Annotated in this window: 20 protein-coding genes and 1 tRNA gene; 11 read left to right on the forward strand and 10 right to left on the reverse strand. The window is 68.4% G+C overall.

Annotated features, from left to right (window positions below; all coding sequences use genetic code 11):
* Window positions 1-7: 7 nt before the first annotated feature.
* From GDR74_RS15655 to GDR74_RS15670, 4 genes are read right to left on the reverse strand one after another with little or no spacing between them, the layout of a single operon-like run.
* Window positions 8-826, reverse strand: coding sequence for a c-type cytochrome (locus GDR74_RS15655; protein WP_152587165.1), 819 nt, complete (start codon window positions 824-826; stop codon window positions 8-10).
* A 2-nt stretch (window positions 827-828) separates the two neighbouring features.
* Window positions 829-2,460 carry a cbb3-type cytochrome c oxidase subunit I gene (locus GDR74_RS15660; RefSeq protein WP_152587166.1) on the reverse strand — a complete coding sequence of 544 codons (1,632 nt, stop codon included), beginning with the start codon at window positions 2,458-2,460 and terminating at the stop codon, window positions 829-831.
* Window positions 2,447-2,992: a cupredoxin domain-containing protein gene (locus GDR74_RS15665; RefSeq protein WP_152587167.1), complete on the reverse strand. Its 546-nt coding sequence runs from the start codon at window positions 2,990-2,992 to the stop codon at window positions 2,447-2,449. The genes GDR74_RS15660 and GDR74_RS15665 overlap by 14 nt, the downstream gene beginning before the upstream one ends.
* A gap of 3 nt (window positions 2,993-2,995) precedes the next feature.
* Window positions 2,996-3,202: a hypothetical protein gene (locus tag GDR74_RS15670; RefSeq protein WP_152587168.1), complete on the reverse strand. Its 207-nt coding sequence runs from the start codon at window positions 3,200-3,202 to the stop codon at window positions 2,996-2,998.
* Window positions 3,203-3,419: 217 nt separating this feature from the next.
* On the opposite strand from GDR74_RS15670, the gene GDR74_RS15675 reads away from it, so the two are divergent.
* Window positions 3,420-4,451, forward strand: coding sequence for a glucokinase (locus GDR74_RS15675; protein ID WP_152587169.1), 1,032 nt, complete (start codon window positions 3,420-3,422; stop codon window positions 4,449-4,451).
* Here the strand turns inward: GDR74_RS15675 and GDR74_RS15680 are convergent.
* A complete protein-coding gene (locus GDR74_RS15680) occupies window positions 4,424-6,619 on the reverse strand; it encodes a glycoside hydrolase family 3 N-terminal domain-containing protein (protein ID WP_152587170.1) in 2,196 nt (731 codons plus the stop codon). The two genes, GDR74_RS15675 and GDR74_RS15680, sit on opposite strands and share 28 nt — an antisense overlap.
* A gap of 430 nt (window positions 6,620-7,049) precedes the next feature.
* Here GDR74_RS15680 and GDR74_RS15685 point away from each other — a divergent pair, with 430 nt between their 5' ends.
* From GDR74_RS15685 to ppsA, 4 genes are all read left to right on the forward strand, one after another.
* Entirely contained in the window at window positions 7,050-8,318 is a 1,269-nt protein-coding gene (locus GDR74_RS15685; protein ID WP_246179643.1) for a glucoamylase family protein, read from the forward strand.
* Between the two features lie 9 nt (window positions 8,319-8,327).
* Window positions 8,328-9,791 carry a glycoside hydrolase family 15 protein gene (locus GDR74_RS15690; RefSeq protein ID WP_152587171.1) on the forward strand — a complete coding sequence of 488 codons (1,464 nt, stop codon included), beginning with the start codon at window positions 8,328-8,330 and terminating at the stop codon, window positions 9,789-9,791.
* 143 nt (window positions 9,792-9,934) lie between these two features.
* A complete protein-coding gene (locus GDR74_RS15695) occupies window positions 9,935-10,426 on the forward strand; it encodes a CDP-archaeol synthase (protein ID WP_152587172.1) in 492 nt (163 codons plus the stop codon).
* A gap of 159 nt (window positions 10,427-10,585) precedes the next feature.
* Window positions 10,586-13,012 (forward strand): phosphoenolpyruvate synthase, encoded by a 2,427-nt coding sequence (ppsA, locus tag GDR74_RS15700; protein ID WP_152587173.1) that lies wholly within the window; start codon window positions 10,586-10,588, stop codon window positions 13,010-13,012.
* Window positions 13,013-13,119: 107 nt separating this feature from the next.
* Here the strand turns inward: ppsA and GDR74_RS15705 are convergent, their stop codons facing one another.
* Window positions 13,120-14,085 carry a 1-phosphofructokinase family hexose kinase gene (locus GDR74_RS15705; protein ID WP_152587174.1) on the reverse strand — a complete coding sequence of 322 codons (966 nt, stop codon included), beginning with the start codon at window positions 14,083-14,085 and terminating at the stop codon, window positions 13,120-13,122.
* Between the two features lie 181 nt (window positions 14,086-14,266).
* Here GDR74_RS15705 and GDR74_RS15710 point away from each other — a divergent pair, with 181 nt between their 5' ends.
* Window positions 14,267-14,722 (forward strand): PAS domain-containing protein, encoded by a 456-nt coding sequence (locus GDR74_RS15710; RefSeq protein WP_152587175.1) that lies wholly within the window; start codon window positions 14,267-14,269, stop codon window positions 14,720-14,722.
* A 179-nt stretch (window positions 14,723-14,901) separates the two neighbouring features.
* A complete protein-coding gene (locus tag GDR74_RS15715; RefSeq protein ID WP_152587176.1) occupies window positions 14,902-15,219 on the forward strand; it encodes a DUF1236 domain-containing protein in 318 nt (105 codons plus the stop codon).
* Between the two features lie 313 nt (window positions 15,220-15,532).
* On the opposite strand, the gene GDR74_RS15720 is transcribed toward GDR74_RS15715, so the two are convergent.
* Both GDR74_RS15720 and GDR74_RS15725 read right to left on the reverse strand, forming a co-directional pair.
* Window positions 15,533-15,608: transfer RNA gene (locus tag GDR74_RS15720), tRNA-Ala, on the reverse strand.
* 81 nt (window positions 15,609-15,689) lie between these two features.
* Window positions 15,690-16,067: a TIGR02300 family protein gene (locus GDR74_RS15725; protein WP_152587177.1), complete on the reverse strand. Its 378-nt coding sequence runs from the start codon at window positions 16,065-16,067 to the stop codon at window positions 15,690-15,692.
* A 167-nt stretch (window positions 16,068-16,234) separates the two neighbouring features.
* Here GDR74_RS15725 and aroA point away from each other — a divergent pair, with 167 nt between their 5' ends.
* From aroA to GDR74_RS15745, 4 genes are all read left to right on the forward strand, one after another.
* Window positions 16,235-17,584, forward strand: a complete 1,350-nt coding sequence (gene aroA / locus GDR74_RS15730; RefSeq protein ID WP_152587178.1) for a 3-phosphoshikimate 1-carboxyvinyltransferase — start codon at window positions 16,235-16,237, stop codon at window positions 17,582-17,584.
* Window positions 17,585-17,592: 8 nt separating this feature from the next.
* The gene (gene cmk / locus GDR74_RS15735; protein ID WP_152587179.1) at window positions 17,593-18,222 is read left to right on the forward strand and encodes a (d)CMP kinase; all 630 of its coding nucleotides are present in this window, start codon (window positions 17,593-17,595) and stop codon (window positions 18,220-18,222) included.
* Window positions 18,223-18,289: 67 nt separating this feature from the next.
* Window positions 18,290-19,093: a DUF1194 domain-containing protein gene (locus tag GDR74_RS15740; RefSeq protein ID WP_152587180.1), complete on the forward strand. Its 804-nt coding sequence runs from the start codon at window positions 18,290-18,292 to the stop codon at window positions 19,091-19,093.
* A 12-nt stretch (window positions 19,094-19,105) separates the two neighbouring features.
* Window positions 19,106-19,483: a methylglyoxal synthase gene (locus GDR74_RS15745; RefSeq protein WP_152587181.1), complete on the forward strand. Its 378-nt coding sequence runs from the start codon at window positions 19,106-19,108 to the stop codon at window positions 19,481-19,483.
* A 4-nt stretch (window positions 19,484-19,487) separates the two neighbouring features.
* Here the strand turns inward: GDR74_RS15745 and hrpB are convergent, their stop codons facing one another.
* Together hrpB and GDR74_RS15755 are read right to left on the reverse strand one after the other, a co-directional pair.
* Window positions 19,488-21,956 (reverse strand): ATP-dependent helicase HrpB, encoded by a 2,469-nt coding sequence (gene hrpB, locus GDR74_RS15750; protein ID WP_152587182.1) that lies wholly within the window; start codon window positions 21,954-21,956, stop codon window positions 19,488-19,490.
* A gap of 40 nt (window positions 21,957-21,996) precedes the next feature.
* Complete coding sequence (locus GDR74_RS15755; protein ID WP_246179652.1) at window positions 21,997-22,614, reverse strand: HAD family hydrolase; 618 nt, start codon at window positions 22,612-22,614, stop codon at window positions 21,997-21,999.
* Window positions 22,615-22,793 lie beyond the last annotated feature (179 nt).

The following is a 22,793-nucleotide window of genomic DNA, read 5'->3' on the forward strand; positions in this document are numbered from 1 at the left end:
GTAAAAGTCAGTAGCTCAGCGTCGTCGCATAGAAGTTGGCGAGCTTGTCGATCTCGCGGTCGGTGAGCTTCGAAGCCACGCTGCGCATGCGGGTATAGATGTCGTTGCGCCGGTCGCCGGTCTTGAAGGCCCTCAGCTGGCGAGCCAGGTACTCCCGGTTCTGGTGCGACAGGGTCGGCGTTTCGATGGGCCCGCCGGCAGTGGCGCCATGGCACGAGTTGCAGGCCGGAAGCCCGCGGGACGGATCGCCTCGCTCGACGAGCTGGACGATGTCCGGATCGATCACCTCCGCGGTGGTCGGGTCGAGCGCGCGCTTCGCGCTGGCGGCGAAATGGGCGGCGACGTCCACGATCTGCCGATCGTCGAGCCCCTGGGCGATGCCCGTCATGATGTCATGGACGCGGCTGCCGCTCTTGTAGTCGTGCAGCTGCTTGTAGATCGCCACCGCCGACTGTCCGGCGAGATTGGGGTTCTGAGGATCGGCCGCAATTCCGCGCTCGCCATGACAGGCGACGCAAGCCTGGGCGACCTCCGCTCCCGCAGGTCTCGTCTGGCCGAGGGTGCGGAGGAGATCCGTGCTCCATGCCACCTGGGTCGTCGGCTGCGCCTTGGCCTCGCTCGCGGGCTGCCGCACGGCCGGAGACCCGGGCAGGATCCCGACGGCGCGGCAGATGGCCGTGAAGGCATCGATGCCGGCACCCCTGCCCTGCACGACCGGCAGGATGAGGAACCCGAAAACCACCGAGAAGGCCAGGATCGAAACGATGGCGATGCTGGCCCAGATGCGCCAGGGCCGGTCGATCTCACGGTATTCGGCCGGTTTCATCGTCAGCCCCTCCCATCCACCCGGTGCACGATGGCCTCGGGCGGCTTGATGACGAAGAACTGGGCGATGGGGTAGCCGTAGGCCGCGACCATGAGGACCAGGACCAGGACGTTCCAGAGAGCGAAGCCGTTGAGCGCCGCCGGAACCCGCTCCGGGGGGTGCACGGCAGAGGCATAGAGCGGGCGCAGCTCTCCTGCCGCGGGCGTGCGGGACCGGTGGAACTCGGCGAGGTTCCAGACGAACAGCAGGGCGCTCGCCAGAAGCACCACGCCGCCCGCGAGCGAGACGATCACCCAGGGGCCCCATCCCGCGATCAGCGGATCGGAGTAGTTGAACGTGGCCACCCTCCGCCACTGCCCCTGCAGGCCGAGATAATGCCACGGGAGCGTCATCACCATCATCCCGATGAACCACAGCCACAGCTGGACGCGCTGCAGGCGCAGCGAGACCGGCCGGCGGCCCGTGAGCGTCGGCCAGATCGCGTAGGCGATGGCGAAATACATGATGACGACGGTGCCGCCGAAGATCAGATGGAAATGAGCGGTCACCCACGAGGTGTTGTGCACCATCGCGTTCATGCCGTAGGACATGTTGATGAGCCCGCCGCCGCCGCCGAACCAGAGCATGAAGAACGCCAGGCCGGTGGCGAGGACCATGGGCCGCTCCCATGGCAGGGTCCGGATCCAGCCGAAATATCCCGTCCCGCCCCGCAGGCGTCCGGCGATCTCCATGGAGGCGGAGATGGTGAACACGGTCAGCAGGGTCGGCGCCGCGACAAGGGCGGTGAAGCTCATCTGAAGGAACTTGAACGCGCTCGATTGCTGCGGGTCCATGAACAGATGGTGCATGCCGACCGGCAGGCTGTAGATCAGGAACAGGATGAAGGTGAGCCGCCCCATCGTGTCGCTGTAGAGCCGTCCTCCCGCCGCCTGCGGAGCCATGGTGTAAAAGGCGATGTAGGCGGGGATCAGCCAGAAGTAGACGATGGCGTGGAGCGTCCACGAGAACAGTGTGCGGGAAAGGCCGACATCCACCGCCTCGTTCCAGCCGAGCGCGGCCGGTATGACCTGGAAGAGCAGTTCCGCCGCAACGCCGGCGGTGGTCCAGAGCCACATGACCGCGTTGGCGACCGTGGCGAACATCGCCAGGGGCACCGGTTCGCCCGGGTTCGCGCGCTTGAAGTCCAGCATCGCCCAGATCATCAGGCCGCACCAGATCCAGGAGCCGACCACCACGAGAACGAGGCCGAGATAGAAGAAGGGACTGCCGGTCAGCGGCGGGTAGAAGGTGAAGAGAACCGTCGCGCGGCCCGCAAAGATCGTAAGCGCGGCCATTGCCGCCCCCACGATCCCGAGCCAGAAGCCGAGCCAGGCAAGACGCGGGGCCGGCAGGGGCCGCCCCAGAGCCGTTTCCGCCACGTAGTAGCCGAAGCCCATCACCATGAAGGTGGTGAGCACATAGGCCATGGAGACGCCGTGCGCGGTGACGGAGGTGAAATAGGCCTCGGCGGTGAGGAAAGGAGCCGGCAGCGGGCTCCTCGCCCACATCTGCCAGACGCCGAGCACCGCGGCTGCAGCGAAGGCGGCGAAGGCTACCCACAGATGCGCCACCGTCAGGGATCTAGCGTGCGTCACAGCTCACCCTCCCGTCCGGACCCGGCTTGAACTCATTCTCCGGCACGACCCGCACCGTCGCCCACATCTGGCTGTGCCCGAGCCCGCAGAACTCGTGGCACGGCATCAGCAGATCGCCCGTCTTCGTGAACACGGTGTGGACCTGGCTGACATAGCCGGGCACCACCATCGTGTTCACGTTGGTTCCGGTCACGAGGATGCCGTGGATCACGTCCGGGGTCGCGAAGCGCAGGGTGACCGTGCGGTTCGCAGGCAGCACCACGCATTGCGGCTGGAAGGCGAACTGCGTGGCGACGATGCGGCTGATGACCTGGTCGCCCGCCTCGACGCGCGTGCCGAGATTGCCCTCCGTGAACTCGCCCGTCAGGTGGAGCGTCTTCGGGTCGATGGTCTCGATGTTGCTCGGCGGATTGATGTGGTGGACGACGCCGGCATAGATGATGGCCAGCATGATCACGGTGACGACGGCCGTCACGACCGCCGTCCACCAGAGTTCCGTCTTGAGGATGTCCTGTTCCGTGTCGGCCCGCATGGCTCACCCCACCATGCCGCGCGGCAGGAACACCAGGGCGTACATCAGGAACCAGGCCAGAAGCAGCAGCCCTACGGTCAGGCCTGCGAGGGCCAAGGCGCCCTTCGGCACCTCTCGCATGACACGTTCCAGGGCGGCATCGTCGATCCCGTCCCCGTTTGTCGCCGATATCCTCGGCGTCCCCTCGTCGGGGGGCAGCGGCGTCGGCATTGCAGCTCCCCTTGTTCATGGGCCCGCCTGCGCGGAGCCGGCCGAAACCTGCAACGACATGTCAACCCGCAAGGCGAAGCTTGGTTCCCGTTCGGCGGGGAATGTTTCCCATCGAGGCCACGCGGGCTAAGCTCGAGCCGCGAGCGCAACGGACCGGAGCGGATGACGAGCCCGCACGCCGCCTCGCGACGGGCGGGGGCCGCGACAGGGATCGGGAATGAACGCTTCGGGACAACAGCGGACGTTCGAGTTTCCCGTCCTTATCGCGGACATCGGCGGGACCTTTGCGCGGTTCGCCGTTCTGATCGGTCCGGACGCGCCTCTCACGCCTCTCGTCGTGGTGGCGACGAACGACCATGCGACGCCGAGCCTTGCGATCCGCTCGTTCCTGGAAAGCCTCGGCGTCCCCCGCCCCCGCTCCGCGCTCCTGGGCCTTGCCGGGCGCGTCGTCGCTCCCGTGGCCCGGTTGACCAACGCTCCCTGGGAGGTCGATGCCGCACGCCTCGCAGGGGAACTGGGCCTCTCCGGCGTCACGCTCGTCAACGACTACGTTCCGGTCGCGGCCCTTCTCCCCTCTCTCACGGCCGGGGCATCCGGCGATCTGACGGCGATCGGGCCCGACCTCCCGCCGGGAGAGGGGAACCGGATCGCTCTCGGGCCGGGCACGGGCCTCGGCGCCGCGGCCTGCATTCCGGTGAGGGATCTTTGCTGGCTGCAGCCGACCGAGGCAGGGCATATGAGCTTCGGGGCCTGCGAGGCAGCCGAACGCGCGCTCTGGCCCCTGATCGGCCACGGCAGCGGGGCGGTCTCGGCTGAAACCGTCCTGTCGGGACCCGGACTCGTGCGCCTCTGTCGCGCCATCGCGCTGGGATCGGGCCGGGCGTCGCCCTGGGAGTCTCCTGCGGCCGTGATCTCCGCGGTCGCGATGGGGGACGATGCCGCCAGCGGTGCCGTGCGCCTCTTCCTGCGCCTTCTCGGGCGCTTTGCGGGCGATCTCGCCCTCGCCTTCGATGCCACCGGCGGCGTCTATCTCGGCAGCGGCATTCTTCCGCGGATCCTCGGGCTCATCGGCGAAAGCGACTTTCGGCGCGCCTTCGAGGACAAGCCGCCTTTTCAGGATGCCATGGCGCGCATCCCCACCTTCGTCATCACGCGCCCCGAACCCGCGATGTCCGGACTGGCGGCCATGATCAGCGCACCCGACCGCTTCGTCTTCCGGGGCTACGGATGGCCCGCCGCGCCTTCGTGATCCCGCTCCGAACGGATCTCGGCACAGATCTCGACCTGGAGCCGGTGCAGCCGCTTTCGGTCGGCGCTCGTGCCGACGAGGATCTCGACGAGGCCAGCGTCCAGACGAGGATGGAGGCCCGCATCGAGATAGCTCAGGTCCGACCCGGCAAGGGTGAACGACACGGTTCCTCGCCCGCCGGCCGCGAGGACGATCCTGGCGAAGTCCTTCAGTTCGAGAACGGGTCTCGAAACCGAAGCGACCGGATCGTGGATGAACAGAAAAACCGTCTCCTCGCCATCCCGCGGGCCTTCGTTGCGCACGTCCACCTGCACGAGAAGCCGGTCCGAAGAGCCGAGCTTCGACCTGTCCGCGCGGGCCTCCTCGAGAACGAACGTGGTGTAGGAGAGCCCCTCCCCGAACCGGAACAGCGGTTCGTTCGACAGGTCGAGATATCGGCTCGTGAAGACGTTGTCGGGGTCGAACGGCCGCCCGCCGGGCCGCTGGGAATAGGGAACCGGCACCTGGCCGACGGCGCGAGGCCAGGATACGGGCAGCCTGCCGCTCGGGTTGCTACGCCCGGTCAGCACATCGGCCATGGCCCGGCCGGCCTCGTGGCCGAGGAACCCGGCGGCAAGAAAGGCGTCCGCCCGCTCCGCCAGCCATTCCACGGCCAGGGGACGCCCGCTCGTCAGGACGACGATCGCCGGCCTTCCGAGTTCCAGAACCGCTTCGGCAAGGTCGCGCTGCAGGCCCGGCAGGTCGAGGGATGCGCGGGATGCCGCCTCGCCGCTCATCGACCGATCCTCGCCGAGACACAGCACGACGGCGTCGGCCGCCGCCGCCGCCGCCACGGCCTCGCGGATCCCCGCCCCGTCTCCGCCCTGCGTCCCGATCCCTCTCACCGCAGAGATCCGCACTTCGGGAAGCGCTTCCGCGAGGCCCTCGAGATATGTGACCGCCCGGTCGGGCTCCCCGAGGGCGGACCAGGGTCCCAGCATATCGGCACGGGCATCGACGAGCGGCCCGACGAGCGCCAGGCGCTTCACGCCGGAACCCAGCGGCAGGACGGCCCTTTCGTTCTTCAGAAGCACGATCGAGCGCTGCGCCGCCTCCCTCGCCAGTTCCCGCCGCAACCTGACCCGGTGCGGGCGGGACGGGGTCCGGGGATCCCCTGCGCCCGCCACCTTGAAAAGTCCGAGCGCCGCCTTGAGCGACAGCACACGCCGGACGGCCGCGTCCACGTCCTCCATGCGCGCGGTTCCGTGCTCCAGCGCGACCGGCAGTCCTGTCGCATAGGCATCGCTCGCCATGTCGATGTCGACCCCGGCACGCAGCGCCAGCGCCGCGGCTCCGGCGAGGTCTTCCGCCACACCATGATGGATCAGTTCCGCGATGGCGCCGTAGTCGCTGACGACGACCCCGTCGAAGCCCCATCGACCCCTCAGCACATCGCGCAGAACGGCGGCGTTCGCGGTCATCGGGACGCCCGCGAGGTCCGTGAAAGCGGTCATGACGGCTGCGACGCCGGCCTGAACCGCCGCCTCGAACGGCGGGAGATAGACTTCGCGCACCAGCCGCTCCGACAGATCGACAGGCGCATATTCGCGTCCTGCGGCGACTGCGCCGTAGCCCGCGAAGTGCTTCGCCGTTGCCGCGAGCGCGCACGGCAGGGCGAGGCTCCTGTGCTGGAAACCCCGCACCTTCGCTTCGGCCCAGCGCCGGGCGACCAGCGGATCCTCGCCGGGGCTCTCCGCAATGCGCCCCCAGCGCGGATCGCGCGCAATGTCGAGCATGGGGGCGAACGTCAGGTTGATGCCCTCGGCAGTCGCCTCCTCGGCGGCGGCCCGTGCCGTCCTCCGCCACAGGTCGGGGTCGAAGGCGGCCGCCTCCGCGAACGGGACGGGAAAGATCGTGCGATGGCCGTGGAGCACGTCGAGTCCCAGGAGGAGAGGAATACCCAGGCGGGTCCCGTGCACGGCCAGCCGCTGGACTTCGCGGATGTCCTCGAACTCCGTCACGTTGAGCAGGCTTCCTGCCCTGCCGGCCACGACCAGGGCGCGAATGTCGAAGGGCTTTCCCGGACCCGTCGTCAGCCCGCCGGCATCGGGCATGATCAGCTGGCCGATCTTCTCCTCCAGGGTCATCGCTCGAAGGAGCGCATCGACCCGTTGCTGCTCCGCTGTCATGCCGCTCTCTCGCGTGGTCGAAGCGAAGGGCCCTGCCGGTCCATCGCGGCCCTGCCGTCCGGAAGGACATAAGGCGCGATACAGGATCGCCAGAGGACCGGGAGTTGCCGAAGGACCGGCCCGTCCAGGATGATACACGCGCTTGCGCGCCCGAACCAGCGAGGCCCCTGCTGCCGATCGGCACGAGCCGCATGCGGCCAGGGACGCATTCCATGGGCGTACGCTCAGCCTCGTTCGCGGGCGGAAAGGCGGCCTTTCCCTCGCGGCCCCTCGCGCGGCGCGGAACCTTCTCATCCCGCGGGAGGACCTCTTCCGATCACCGGCCAGGGCAAGCCGGATCAACTTGTCGCGACCCGTCCCGCTCCCCCGGTCGACGCCCAATGAAAAAATTTCTACAAATGATCCCTGCGCAGGGTCGCTGTGAGGCTGCATGCACAAGGCTGACGGCATGAATCCTTTGGGGTCTGAGGCCGAGGTGTCCCGCGCACTCGATGCCGTCCAACGACAGACCCTTCGCTACTTCTGGGAATTCGGCCATCCGGTCAGCGGCCTGGCACGGGATCGGCTGACGATCGGCGCGCCCGCCGACGACCGCGTGGCGATCGGGGCGTCGGGCATGGGAACGATGGCGATCATCGCAGGCGTGGAGCGGGGCTGGATCCGCCGCGGCGATGCTCTCGAACGGCTTCTCGGAACGGTGAGGTTCCTCGAGCGCGCCCCCACCTACCACGGCGTATTCCCTCACTGGATGAACGGAACGACAGGCGCGACCATCCCGTTCGACCGGAAGGATGACGGAGGAGACCTCGTCGAGACGGCGTTTCTGCTGCAGGGCCTTCTCTGCGCACGGCAGTACTTCGACCGGGACGACGGCGACGAGCGCGAGCTGCGGCGCATCGTCGACCGGATCTGGCACGAGACGGAATGGAACTGGCACAGCCGCGGCGGCCTGAAGGTGCTCTACTGGCATTGGAGCCCCAACCATGGTTGGAGCATGGATTTCGAAATCCGTGGCTGGAACGAATGTCTCATGACTTACGTCCTTGCGGCGTCCGCACCCCGCTTTGGCGTCGACTCGGGCGTCTACCATGGCGGCTGGACCCAGGGGCAGGACTTCCGAAACGGGCGCAGCTACCACGGGATCGCGCTGCCGCTCGGCCCAGATTACGGCGGCCCGCTGGCTTTCGCACATTACTCCTTTCTCGGCCTCGATCCGCGCGGACTCAAGGACCGCCATGCCGACTACTGGCAGCAGAATGTCTGCCACGTTCGGATCAACCGCGAGCACTGCATCCGCAATCCACATGGCTACAAGGGCTACGGCCCCGACTGCTGGGGCCTGACGAGCGACGACACGGATGTGGGGTACCGCTTCATGGATCCCGTGCACGATCTCGGCTTCATCGCGCCGCACGCGGCATTGGCGAGCCTCCCCTACGCTCCCGAAGCCTCCCTGGCCGCCCTTCGTCACTTCCTTGGCGCGCTCCACGACCGCATATGGGGCGAATGCGGTTTCACCTCCTCGTTCAGCGAAAGCAGGGACTGGTACTCGCAGGATTACATCGGCCTCGATCAGGGCACGACGGTGGTGATGATCGAGAACTACCGTTCGGGCCTGCTATGGAAGCTGTTCATGAGTTGCCCCGAAATTCGCGTTGGCCTCGCGAGCCTGGGATTCGAAAGCCCTCACCTGCGTTGAGGAGGCCTCATGCCGGCCGATGCCGGAGGAATGGACGACGGCCTGACCGCATGGATGAAGGCGGAAATGGCGTTCGCGTCCGCCGCCATCCTCCGATGCGTCTCCGCGACGGACCGCGTCATGCGGCGTACCCCGTTCGGTCAAACCGTCGTGCCGAAGCCCGGCTCGGTCGTGGCCGCGCCGAACACCGATCCTGCAAGCGGGGAGCCGGACTATTTCTTTCACTGGATCAGAGACTCCGCCATCGTCATGGATGCTCTGAGGGTCCTGCATTGCCGCGGCATGTGTCCCGACGCCCGCCGGATCCTCGATGCGTTCGTCTCTTTCAGCCTCGGCCTGAGCGGCCTCGATGGCGCCTCGCTGGTTCGGCAGGGACTGTCCAGGCATACCATCCTGCCCGATGTCCTGAAGTATGTCCGTCCCAATGAGGAACTGGAGAACGTTCGGGGCGACGCGGTTCTGGGCGAGGCGCGCTTCAATCCGGACGGGACCCTCGACATCATCCGCTGGTCGCGGCCGCAGCACGACGGCCCGGCTCTCCGGGCGCTCGTTCTGTTGCGCTGGCATCGCGTGGCGGACGGTTTGGGAGCAGGCGTCGAAGCGCTCGTCGAACAGGACCTCGCCTTCGTCGAACGGCACTGGCGCGAACCCTGCTACGATATCTGGGAAGAGGAGAGCGGGTATCACTATTATACCCGGCTCGTTCAGATGGAGGCCCTGTCCGCAGGCGCGGAATGGCTGGACGAAGGAGGGAACCGGCGGCAGGCGGTCCGCTGCCGGTCGGCGGCGCAGGCGCTCCGCACACAGCTCGACCGCCATTGGTCGCCGGACCGCGGCTTCTACCTGAGCCGGCTCGGAACCCCGCGCACAGATCCCGACAAGAGCCTCGATTCCTCCGTCTTCCTCGCCGTCCTCCATGCGGCGCGGGATGGGCGCGAGCACGGGCTGCGCGATCCGAGGATGCAGGCGACGCTCAGGGAGCTGGAACGGCTCTTCGCCTCGGAATACGCCATCAACCGCTCCCCGCGCGAAGGGCGCGCGCTGGCGATGGGTCGCTACGCGGGAGACCGCTATGTGAGCGGCGGGGCCTGGTACATGACGACCCTGGGCGCGGCGGAGTTCCATTACTCTCTCGCGGAGCGCATGGTTTCCGACGATGCCCTGAAAGGGAGCGATCGCGGCACGCTCCTGGCGGTAGACGCCTCGCGCACAGCGAAAGGCGACGACCTGTCTCCACGCTTGACCGGCGGCAGTGCCGGGCCTGCAGGCGCCCTGATCGCGCGAGGCGACGGCTTCATGAGAGTCGTCCGGGACCATACCCCCGGATCGGGCGAGCTGTCCGAGCAGTTCGATCAATCCAGCGGACAGCAGACATCCGCCCGGAATCTGGCCTGGAGCTATGCCGGGTTCATCACCGCCTACGATGCTCGGGAACGTGCGATGGCCGCCCTGCACGAGGCCGTTCAGAGCTGACGGCCTACCCTTTCGGGTCATGTCCGATAGGGACAGGGCTTCCGATAAGCCATCGCTCTGTGGATCGCGCTGCGTTAGCATCCGCAACAAGGGTTCGACGCGATGGGGAGTTCGTCGAGCGCAACCGGAGTTCCTGCGACCCGATGAGCAGTCCCATTCTGTTGCTCAAGCTTCTCGTCCTGCTCGGCATCGCCAATGGGGCGCCGATCTTTGCACGAAAGCTTCTTGGCGATCGGCTCGGCATGCCCCTCGATTTCGGCGTCACGCTACCCGATGGCCAGCCGCTCTTCGGACGCTCGAAGACTTTTCGAGGGCTTGTCGTCTCCGTTGCATGCACGGCCATGGCCGCCCTCCTCCTCGAAATGGATTGGCGGATGGGCGCAGCCCTTGCTGGCTCCTCGATGCTTGGCGATCTCTTCTCGAGCTTCGTCAAGCGTCGCCTCGGATTGAAGCTGCACGCGCGCGCCTTCGCGCTCGACCAAGTTCCCGAGGCGCTCCTGCCCCTCCTGCTCAGTCGGGCTCGGCTCGGCCTTTCGGCAGTCGACATGGCTCTGCTGCTGCTCGGCTTCGTCGTCCTCGAGGTCGCTCTCTCCAGACTCCTGTTCGACCTCGGCATACGCGACCGTCCCTATTGACCGAGATCAACGCGTAGGAGGCCATTGAAGCCTAGAAACGACGGGAGCCGCTTCCAGCCTCTGCCAGGCAGGGCGAGGAAACTGCGGCAGCGCAGAACTGCCGGATCCGATCCGGCACGATGCCCTGCCTTGACAAGACCTCTTCTTCAGGATCCGCCGATGGCCGAGAACAGTCGTTTCATCCGCTTCTTCCGCGAGATCGGTCTCGAAGACGTCTCCATCGTCGGAGGCAAGAATGCATCTCTGGGCGAACTCTATCGCCAGCTCACGCCGAAGGGCATGCCCGTTCCCAACGGCTTCGCCATCACGACCGAGGGATACAGATCCACGTTGGATCATGCCGGCGTCTGGCCGGACCTGCATGCCATTCTGGGCGGCGTCGATCCGGGCGACGTCGAGGATCTCGCGAAACGGGCGAAGCGGGCGCGCGATCTCGTTTATGGTGCACCTTTGCCGCGGGACCTGGCTCAGGAGGCGGTCCTGGCCTACCGGGAGCTCGCCGCGGAATATGGCCCCAGCCTTACGGTCGCCGTGCGGAGCTCGGCCACCGCCGAGGACCTGCCCAACGTGAGCTTTGCGGGCCAGCACGAAAGCTATCTCAACGTCGCCGGAGAAGAGCAGGTCCTCGATGCCGTGCGCCGCTGCTTTGCCAGCCTGTTCACGGACAGGGCGATCCGCTACCGGATCAACAACGGTTTCGATCATTTCAAGGTGTTCAATTCGGTCGGGATCATGAAGATGGTCCGCTCGGACCTCGCCTCCTCCGGCGTGGCCTTCTCGATCGACACGGAAACCGGATTCCCGGATGCCGTCTTCATCACGGGCGCCTACGGACTGGGCGAGAATGTCGTTCAGGGCGCCGTCGATCCCGACGAGTTCTACGTGTTCAAGCCGACCTTCAAGGCAGGATACCGAAAGGTGCTGCGCCGTTCGCTCGGCGCCAAGAAGATCAAGATGGTCTACGCCCAGGGCGGAATCCGCGAGCAGACCCGCAACGTTCCCACGGACAAGGTGGAGCGCGAACGCTACTGTATCGGCGACGAAGACGTCCTCCTGATCGCGGATTATACCATCCGGATCGAGGAGCACTACAGCGCGAAGGCCGGCGGGAGCCGGCCGATGGACGTCGAGTGGGCGAAGGATGGCATCGACGGCAGGATCTACATCGTCCAGGCGCGGCCGGAGACGGTCGCATCGCGGATGGAACGCGGCAAGCTCGAGGAGTACCGCCTGAGCGGCAGAGGGAAGACCCTGGTCCAGGGACGTGCCGTCGGGAACAGGATCGCGTCGGGACGAGCGCGTGTCATCGCGCGGCAGGCGGATCTTTCCGACTTCCGGCCGGGCGAGGTTCTGGTGGCGGATACGACCTCTCCCGACTGGGGCACGGTCATGAAGACCGCCGCCGCGATCGTCACGAACCGTGGAGGCCGCACCTGCCATGCGGCCATCGTCGCGCGCGAACTCGGCATTCCCGCCGTGGTCGGAACCGAGCATGCCACGCGGACGATCCGGACGGGCGACATCGTCACCGTCTCGTGCGCGGGAGGAATGACCGGTCAGGTCTATGAGGGCGCCGTTCCGTTTCAAGTCGACCAGGTCGACTTGTCCGCGATGCCGCGTCCCGTCACCAAGGTCATGATGAATGTGGGGGATCCCGAAAGCGCGTTCGCCCTGAGCCGCCTTCCCAATGACGGCGTCGGCCTGGCGCGCATGGAATTCATCGTCACGAACTCCATCAAGGTTCATCCCATGGCCCTCATCCACCCCGACAGGGTGGCGGATCCGAACGAGCGCGCCGAGATACGACGGCTGACGGAACATTACGCCGCCCCGTCGGACATGTTCGTCGAGCGGCTGTCGGAGGGCATCGCCACGATTGCCGCCGCATTCTTCCCCAAGCCGGTCGTCGTCCGCCTCTCGGACTTCAAGACCAACGAGTATGCCAGCCTGATCGGCGGCAAGGCTTTCGAGCCGGTCGAGGCGAACCCGATGCTCGGTTTCCGGGGAGCGTCGCGATATGCGCATCCCGCCTATGAAGCCGCCTTCATGCTGGAATGCGCGGCCCTCAGGCGCGCCCGCGAGGCGCTCGGTCTGACGAACATCGTTCCGATGATCCCATTCTGCCGGCGCGTCGAGGAGGCCGAGCGGGTGATCGAGAAGATGGCGGAGGCCGGGCTGCGGCGCGGCGACAAGGGCCTGGAGATCTTCGTCATGTGCGAGATCCCCAACAACGTCATCCTGATCGATTCCTTCGCAAGGCACTTCGACGGCTTCTCGATCGGCTCCAACGACCTGACGCAGCTCGCGCTCGGCGTCGACAGGGATTCCGAGATCGTCGCCTTCGACTTCGACGAACGCGATCCCGGCGTCCTGAAGCTGATCGAGCTTGCCGTCGAAGGGGCGCGCCGAAACGGCCGCCACTCCGGAATCTGCGGACAGGCTCCATCGGATTATCCGGAAATCGCGGAATACCTGGTGCGGCTCGGCATCGACTCGATCAGCCTCAATCCGGATTCCGTCCTGGGCACGACCCGGCGCATTCTCGACATCGAGCGCGAGACCGGCCTACGCGGCAAGCGGGCCTGAACGTGTCAGGGCGTTTTCAGGAAATGTGGGCGCCGGTTTGCCGTCCGAAGATGCGGCCGGCAAAGGACTGAGGAGCGGACTGGGTTCAGCCGGCCGCTCTCTGCCTTTCAGCGCGAGGATTCGGGCGCGGAAACGGGAATGCCCTGCATCGCGCGCGCAGCCTCGTAGAGCCGCTCCACGTCCTCGCGGCGGCAGAGCTCCGTTCCCGGCGTCATGAGCGTGGCCGCCCCCGCTGCCATGCCCATCCGCACCGCATCGCGAAGGGAAAGGCCCTTCACGAGGCCGAACACGATGGCTCCGACCATGCTGTCTCCGGCTCCGACCGCGCTGCGGACGGGAACCTCGATGGCCGGCAGCCTCTCGGCCCCGTCGGCGAGAACCAGAAGGGCACCCTCGCCTCCCTTGGAGATCACGACGATCTCGCTCAGGCCCCGTTCGATCATCCCCCGCGCGGCCGCGACCTGTTCGGCATCGCGGGCGAGCGCCTGCCCGGTCCATTCCCGCAATTCGCGCAGGCTCGGCTTGAGCAGGTACACCCCCGAGCGCATCCGCCGCAGCGGCTCGCCGGACGTGTCGAGGACGAAACGCGCCCCCAGATCCCTCGACAGGTCGGCGACGCTCTGAAAGAAACCCGCGGGAACCCCGGGGGGCAGGCTCCCGCTGGCGACGACGAAGCGGGCGCCCTGCGCCTGCGCCGCAAGGCGATCCAGGCAGGCCTTCCATTCGGCCTCGCCGATCTCGGGGCCGGGGAGCACGAAGCGGTATTGCAGCCCGGTCCGGCGCTCGTCCACGGTGAAACTCTCCCGGGTGGAGCCGCTGACGGGGACACGACAGGAGGGGATCCGATCCCGTTTCAGGAGCGCCTCCAGGGCCTGCCCGGATGCTCCGCCGGCGGGGAATACCGCAAGCGCCTCTCCGCCGAGCGTGGTGATGACACGGGCCACGTTGATGCCGCCGCCTCCCGGATCGTACCGGGGCGGCCCGCAGCGGATCTTGTCCGTGGGAACGACGGCTTCGGCTCCCGTCGCAATGTCGAGAGCCGGGTTCATGGTCAGCGTGACGATCTCTGCCACTCGAGCGCCTCCGAAACGGAACCGGCGGACGAACGCGAGGATCGGGAGCCTCTGATCCATCGTCGATGCGCCCCGGTCCGGCCCCGGCCATGAAGCTAGCGGCGTCAAGGGCGCTGTCCACTTGATCTGCCGATCGAGGCGGCCATTTGAATGGCATCGAGCCGACACGATGGATCCTGCCGTGACCGCTTCCTATTCCCTGCCCGACCCCCTGGAGCCCGATCTGGCCCGCCTCCATGCCTACTGGAAGGATCTGATCCGCGGCGAGAACTCCATGCCGTTCTCGGACGATATCGACATCGCGGGGCTGTCCGCGCTCGCGAACCGCATCGTCCTGCTTCAGGCCTTCGACGATCCCCGAAGGTTCAGGTTCGAGCACGCGGGCGAATCCGTCGCTGCCCGGGCCGGCGCTCACCTGCAGGGCGCGTTCGTCGACGAGGTCGGGCAGCAGCCTCCGCTCGAGGGCCTGATGGAGCAGTGCGTCGCAACCGTCGGCAGCCGCGCGCCGACATACTACCGCTCCCCGGCCACGGGCCGTGAGGAGAGCTACGCCAGATTGCTTCTGCCCACCTGGGGAGACGGACGGGTCGGCCTGCTGCTCGGCGCCGTCGTCCCGCTCTCCGGCAAGGCCTCGTAGCCGGCGCGGCCCGGTTGATCCCGGCCGGGTTTTCGTCACCGCGCTCGGCGCAAACCTCGGCGATCCCGGAGACCTACGGCGTCGCTGTCATAGGGGGCGAGGATGTTCCGGAACCCTGCAACCCTAGGGGCGTTTTCCTGTCCCTCACTCAGATCCACTGAGCGAAACAGGAGAACCCGATGAAATACTACGTGTCGAGCGTTGTCGCTGTCCTCGCGCTGGCGGGCGTTGCCACGGCCGCCGCGGCGCAGTCGACCACGGTGACGATCAGCCCCGAGGAGGAGACGACGGTTACGAAATACGTGACCGAGCGCCGTCTGAGCTCCGTGGACGTTCCCGGCGTCACGAGCGTGACGGTCGGCACCGAGCTGCCGTCCTCCGTCGAGTTGCATACGGTCCCGAATGTCCAGAAGTACCGGGTCGCGGTCATCAAGAACAAGACCGTGCTGGTCGACCCCGGCACGCACAAGGTGGTCAAGATCATCGAGACGAAGTGACGGGTCCCTCGGTCCCGCTTGCGAAGCTCGCAACGCACGCCCCTGTGCCGGACGGCGGCACAGGGGTTTTTCGCCCGTCGCAACTCCGATTGAACGACGGGCGGAGAAGTCCCAGGCGCGGGATCCGCGCCGGTCGCCCCAGGGCGCTCCCCGGGACGGTTCGGTCGGGCGCTGCCTCTCGACGGAGGGCGCAACTCTTGGCGCGACGCCCGCGGCATGTCGGCCGCAGCCGTAACGGCGCTGAGATCCCCCCCGCTCCCGGAACGGGAAAGCTCGCTTCGTCGGAAAAGGGGGTCCGTCAGGGGAGAAGGATTGGTGGAGCCAGGCGGAATCGAACCGCCGACCTCTTGAATGCCATTCAAGCGCTCTCCCAACTGAGCTATGGCCCCACGCAGGCCGCGGTGATGGGGCACCGCGGAGGATGTGCTGCCGGAGCAGCGGCGTCTCTATAGTCGGGTCCGACCCGAGGTTCAAGCCTCTTCGTCGTCTTCCAGATCGCTGTCGATCAGGTCGGAAACGTCGTCGTCGCCCTCCTCCTCGTCCTCGAGGAAGGTATCGTCGTCGGCCACGTCGTCGCCCACGTCGATGTCGTCGGTGGGGAGGTCCTTGTCGACGTCGCCGGCCTCGACCTCGTCGAGGGAGACCATCTCGGCGCCGGCCGATTCGAGCTCGACCTCGTCCTCGTCCCCGGCGGCGTGAGCGACCGCGGGAGCGGCGGTGCGGCTCAGGGCGGCGGCTTGGAAGGCGGTGCCGCATTTCGGGCAGACAGCGGGATCCCTGTTGAGATCGTAGAATTTCGCGCCGCAGCTCATGCACTGGCGCTTCAAGCCGAGTTCCGGTTTGGCCACGGGTTCATGCCTCAGTCTGGGTGGTTGGGAAGGCTCCGTTAGTCGCGGGGGCATCCCTTGTCAAACAAGAAATTGCGCGGGAAGCCCGACGGCGGGCCCGGTCCGGGATGACGGCACCGATAGCCCGTGTTAGGAGCCGCCCGGCAAGACAGGAAAGGGGCAAGAGCATGGGACACGCGCACGGATTGGCATCACCGGTCACCGGCCGGGCCGGTTCGGCCCTGAAAGGCCGCATCCGCGTCCCGGGCGACAAGTCGATCTCGCACCGGTCCATGATCTTCGGCCTCCTCTCCATCGGCGAGACCCGGGTCGAGGGGCTCCTCGAAGGGGATGACGTCCTGCGCACGGCCGAGGCCTGCAAGGCCCTCGGCGCCGGGATCGTGCGGGAGGCGCCGGGCCGCTGGCGCATCCGCGGCGTCGGCATCGGCGGCTTGAGCGAGCCGGCCGGAATCCTCGATTTCGGCAATGCGGGCACCGGTTCCCGCCTCATGATGGGCGTGGCCGGCAGCCATCCCATCACCGCGACCTTCGACGGGGACGCCTCCCTTCGCAAGCGCCCCATGCGGCGCATCCTCGACCCGCTGGTCCGGATGGGCGTGACGGTGGTGAGCGAGGCGGAGGGCGGACGCGTGCCCCTCACCCTGCGCGGCCCCCGCGAGACGATCCCGATCACCTACGAGACCCCGGCGGCCTCGGCCCAGATCAAGTCCGCGATCCTGCTCGCGGGCCTCAACGCCCCGGGACGCACCACCGTCATCGAGCAGGAGGCCACGCGCGACCACACGGAGCGGATGCTGCGCCATTTCGGCGCAACGGTGGAGGTCGCGCCCCACGGGGAGCATGGGCGCGCCGTCACGGTCCATGGACAGCCGGAGCTCCGGGGCACCGCGGTCGTGGTGCCGAGCGACCCCTCCTCGGCCGCGTTTCCCATCGTGGCGGCCCTCATCGTGCCGGGCTCGGACGTGGTGATCGAGGGGGTGATGATGAACCCGCTTCGCACCGGCCTGATCGCGACCCTCCTGGAGATGGGCGCCTCCATCGAGCGCCTGAACGAGCGCGAGGAGGGCGGCGAGACCGTGGCGGACCTGCGGGTCCGGGCGAGCCGCCTCAAGGGCGTGACGGTTCCCGCCGCCCGTGCCCCCGCCATGATCGACGAGTACCCGATCCTCGCCGTGGCCGCCGCCTTCGCCGAGGGAACGACCCGGATGCAGGGCCTTCATGAGCTGCGCGTGAAGGAATCCGACCGGCTGGCCGCCGTCGCGGCCGGCCTCGCGGAGGCGGGCGTTCCCCACGAGATCGTGGGCGACGATCTCGTGGTCCACGGTCTCGAGGGCAGGGTCAGGGGCGGCGGCCGCCCGGTTGCGACCCATCTCGACCATCGCATCGCCATGTCGTTCCTCGTCATGGGGCTCGCGACCGTGGAGCCCGTGACCGTCGACGACGGCGCGATGATCGCCACCAGCTTCCCGACCTTCATCCCGCTCATGCGGGAGCTCGGCGCCACCATTCTCGACTGATCCGACCCATGATCATCGCCATCGACGGCCCTGCCGCATCCGGCAAAGGCACCCTCGGGAAGCGCCTGGCCGACCATCTGGGCTTCGCCCACCTCGACACGGGCCTTCTCTACCGGGCGGTGGCCGCCGTCCTCCTGGCCCGGGGCATCCCCCTCTCGGACCGGGAGGCGGCCGCCCGCGCCGCCGAGTCCCTCGACGTGTCCCACCTCGACGCGCCAGACCTGCGGGGCGCGGCGATGGGAGAGGCCGCGTCGGTGATCTCCGCCTACCAGCCGGTCCGGGACGCCCTCCTGGCCTTCCAGCGGCAGTTTGGCCGCCAGGAGCCCGGTGCCGTGCTCGACGGGCGGGACATCGGCACCGTCGTCTGTCCGGACGCGGACGTGAAGCTCTTCATCACCGCAAGGCCGGAGGAGCGGGCGCGCCGGCGCCATCTCGAGCTCCTGCGCCGGGGCGAGGACGTGGCCTACGAGACGATCCTGGCCGACATCCGCCGGCGGGACGAGCGGGACATGACCCGCCCCACGGCGCCCCTGAAGGCGGCCGCCGACGCGATCACCCTCGACACCACCAACCTCGACGCCGATGCCGCCTTCAGGGCGGCCCTCGCCATTATAGACGGGAAGCTGCGCAAATCCTGACTTTGCGCCGTGCCCGGATGCTGGCACACTTCATCGGACCAGACCGGCTCCTCGAGGGAGATCACCGATGGTTCGCTCCGGCTGCATGCGCCTCGTCGCGGGACTGGCCCTGGTCCTGACCGCTCTGGTCGCGTCGCCTCGGGCGAGGGCCCAGACGGAGGTGGACCTCGCCCTGGTCCTCGCGGTGGACATCTCCTTCTCCATGGACACCGAGGAACAGGCCCTGCAGCGGGAGGGCTTCGCGCAGGCCTTCCGCTCTCCCCTCGTCCATGAGGCGATCCGCAACGGCCTCGTGGGCCGGATCGCCGTGACCTACATGGAATGGGCCGGGTCGGCGGACCAGAAGGTGATCGTGCCCTGGACGATCCTCGACAATTCCGAGGGTCTGATGGCCTTCGCCGACCGGATCGCCTCGACCCCTCTCAGCCGCGCCCAGCGCACGTCGATCTCGGGCGCCATCGACTTCGCCGCCCGGCTCTTCGAGGAGCTCGACGCATCGCCCGCCCGCCGCGTCATCGACGTCTCCGGCGACGGTCCCAACAACCAGGGCCGGGGGGTCGAGCAGGCCCGCAACGACGCCCTCGCCAGGGGCATCACGATCAACGGCCTGCCGATCATGCTGCGCAAGCCCGGCTACCTCGACATTCCCGATCTCGACATCTATTACAGGGACTGCGTCATCGGAGGTCAGGGGGCGTTCATGGTTCCGGTTCGCGAGCGCGACCAGTTCGTCAACGCGATCAAGACCAAGATCCTCCTCGAAATCGCCGACCTCGGCCCCAGGGGCCCCCGGATCGAGCGCATCCAGAATCCGCCCCGCGCCAACTGCCTGACCGGCGAGATGCAGTGGCGCGACCGTTGGAACAACTGACACCGGACCACCATGCAGAAGCTGACCTTGGCGCTCGTGGCCCACGACGCCAAAAAGGGCGACATGGCCGATTTCGTCGCCATGCACGAGGACGCGATCCGGCCTTTCGCCCTCTTCGCCACCGGAACCACCGGCGGGCGCGTGATGGAGCGCTGCCCCTCGCTTTCCGTGACGCGGCTGAAGAGCGGCCCCCTGGGCGGCGACCAGCAGATCGGCGCCATGATCGCGGAGGGCCGGATCGACGCCCTCTTCTTCTTCGTGGATCCCCTGTCGCCCCATCCGCACGACGTGGACGTGAAGGCGCTCATGCGCCTCGCCCTCGTCTACAACATCCCCATGGCCCTGAACCGCGCCACGGCGGAGCGCCTGATCGCCAGCTTCGCTTCCTGACCGCTCAGGTCCCGCGCGGCTTCGCGCGGCGCGTCGGCGGGGCGGAGAGCGGGTCCTCCGGCCAGGGGTGCTTGGGATACTGCCCGCGCATGTCGGCGCGCACCGCGGCCCAGGAGCCCCGCCAGAAGCCGGGCAGGTCGCGGGTGATCTGGATCGGGCGATGGGCGGGCGAGAGCAGGTGCAGGATCAGGGGCACGCGCCCGCCCGCCAGGGTCGGATGACGGTCGAGGCCGAACAGCTCCTGGACCCGGACCGCGAGGACGGGCCCCTCCTCGGCCCCGTAATCGACGGGAATGAGCGATCCGGTCGGGACCTCCACATGGGTCGGAGCCTCGGCGTCGAGCCGCCGCTGGAGGTTCCAGGGCAGGAGGGCCCGCAGGGCCTCGCTGAGCAGGTCGGGGCCGATCTCCGACAGGCCGGCCTTTCCGACGAGATGGGGCGCGAGCCACTCCTCGGCCGTCGCGGCGAGCGCCTCGTCCGACAGGTCCGGCCATTCGTCCCCCTCCGCCCGTCTCAGGAACATGACCCGCTCCCGCCACTGGGAAAGGGCCTTGGACCAGGGCAGGACGGACGGGCCCAGGGAAGCCAGCCCGGCGGCGAGGGCACGGGCGCTGTCCTCCGTCGCCGGGACCGGCAGCGGCCTCTCGCCGAGGACCAGGGCGCCGTAGCGCCTCACGGAACGGGCACGCAGGGCGCGGGCCTGACGGTCGAAGACGACCTCGTCCCGCCGCTCGATTCCGTCGCCGAGCAGGGCCTCGATCGCGTCCGGCCCGATGGGCGCCGCCGCCAGGATCCGGGCGGACGCCGCCCCGCCCGCGATCTCGGCGATGGAAAGATAGGCCTCCCTGGCCAGGCGCTCGTGGGGCTCCAGGGACGCGCCGCGCCCGTTCGCCATGAGGTATTCGCCGGGCTTTCCCCGCGCCTTGGCGACGCGGTCCGGATAGGCAAGGGCGAGGATGGCGCCGAACGACAGATCGCTCGGGGCCGAAGACCCGGAGGCGGCGCTCCGCGCCCATCCCTCCGCCAGGCGCCGCATGTCCTCCGCCCGCCGCGAGCGGTCGCGGCGGAAGCGCTCGACCCGCTCCGACACGTCCACCGCGTCGCCCCCGAGGCCCCGCTCGACGAGGACGGCCGCGAGATCCGCCGCATCCCGGGCCTGCCCCGCCTCGCCCGCCGCCAGCACCATCCGGGCGAGGCGGGGCGGCAGGGGCAGGTCGCGCAGGCGGCGCCCGGTCTCCGTGATGCGGCCCTCCCCGTCGAGGGCGTGAAGCTGCTGGAGCAGACTCCGCGCCTCCTTCAGGGCCGGAGCCGGAGGCGGATCGAGGAAGGAGAGGGTCGTCGGGTCCGTGACGCCCCACGCCGCGCAGTCGAGGAGGAGCGGCGCGAGATCGGCGGACAGGATCTCGGGGCGGGCGAAGGGCTCGAGGGCGCCCGTCGCGGCCTCCTCCCACAGCCGGTAGCAGATCCCGGGCTCCGTGCGCCCGGCGCGGCCCCGGCGCTGGTCGGCGGCGGCGCGGGACACGCGCACCGTCTCCAGCCGCGTCAGGCCGATGCCCGGCTCGTAGACCGGGACGCGGGCGAGCCCCGAATCCACCACGATCCGCACCCCCTCGATGGTGAGCGAGGTCTCCGCGATGGAGGTCGCGAGCACCACCTTGCGCCGCCCGGGGCGGGCCGGGCTCACGGCGAGGTCCTGCTCGGCCCGGTCGAGGGCGCCGTAGAGGGGCGCGAGATCGACGGCCGGGTCGGCGATGCGCTCCCGCAGGAGCGCCTCGACCCTGCGGATCTCCCCCTGCCCCGGCAGGAAGGCCAGGACGGAGCCCGCCTCCACCCTGAGAGCCCGCATCACGGCATCCGCCACCTGGTCCTCGATGCGGCGGTTGGGGTCCCGCCCGAGATAGCGGGTCTCGACGGGGAAGGCCCGTCCTTCCGACCGGATCGCCGGCGCGTCGCCGAGAAGCCTCGCCACGCGCGCCCCGTCGAGGGTGGCCGACATCACGAGGAGGCGCAGGTCCTCCCGCAGGCCGCCCTGCGCGTCCAGCGCCAGGGCCAGGCCGAGATCGGCGTCGAGGGAGCGCTCGTGGAACTCGTCGAAGAGGACGGCCGCGACCCCGTCGAGGGCGGGATCGTCGAGGATCATGCGGGCGAACACGCCCTCGGTCACCACCTCGATCCGCGTCCTGCGCCCGACCTTGGAGCCGAGGCGCACGCGAAGGCCCACGGTTTCGCCCACCGCCTCGCCGAGGGTCTGCGCCATCCGGTCGGCCGCCGCCCGGGCGGCGAGCCGGCGCGGCTCCAGGACGATGAGCTTGCGCCCTTCCACCCACGGCTCGTCGAGCAGCGCGAGCGGAACCCGCGTGGTCTTGCCGGCGCCCGGGGGCGCCACCAGCACGGCGTTCGGGCGCGCGCGGAGGCTCGCCGCCAGATCGGCGAGCACCGCGTCGATGGGAAGGGGCGTGTCGAAGGCGCGCATGCCGCCTGATGGCGCAAGGCGGGCCGGAGGGCAAGCCGGCTCAGGCGGCGATGCCGAAGCGGCTCAGCTCGGCGGCCAGGTCCATCGGCTCGACGAAATGGATCGCATGCATGCCGACGGCGCGGGCACCTTCCACGTTGGCCTTGGAATCGTCGATGAAGATGCAGCGGTCGGCTTCGAGGCCGTAGCGGTCGAGGAGAAGCTTGTAGATCGCCGGCTCGGGCTTGAGCAGGCGCTCGTCGCCGGAGACGACGATGCCGTCGAACCCGTCCAGGAAGGGGAAGCGCTTCTTCGACAGGTTGAACTTGGGCCCCGAGAAATTGGTGATGCAGTAGTTCGGAACCCCGGCCCCGCGCAGGCGCTCGAGGAGCGCCACGTTCTCCTCGATGGTGCCGGAGACGGTCTCCTCCCAGCGCTCGTGGAAGGCGCGGATGGAGGATTCGTGATCGGGGTATTGCTCGACCAGCAGGGCCACGGCCTCGTCCCAGTCGCGCCCGCGATCCTGCTCGATGTTCCACGCGCTGGTGCAGACCGTGGACAGGAACCACTCCATCTCCGCCTCGTCGTCGAAGATCGTGCGGTAGAGGTTGCGCGGGTCCCAGCGCAGCAGAACGTTGCCGACATCGAAGACGACGGCGGTCGGATTCCGGACGGTCAAGGTAGCCCCCTTCTCTTTCGTTCGAACATGGATGTTTACTCCTCCGGGAGGACACGGGCCATTGCCAAAAATGTCTCTGAGCCCCGCAGAAACGGAGGTGCGACCACGCCCTCCTCCTGACCGGACGCCGCGGCACGGCATGCGCCCCCAGATCCCCGCGGCAGGGAATAGGCTGGCGC

Source organism: Microvirga thermotolerans, from assembly GCF_009363855.1.
GTDB classification, from domain to species: Bacteria; Pseudomonadota; Alphaproteobacteria; order Rhizobiales; family Beijerinckiaceae; genus Microvirga; species Microvirga thermotolerans.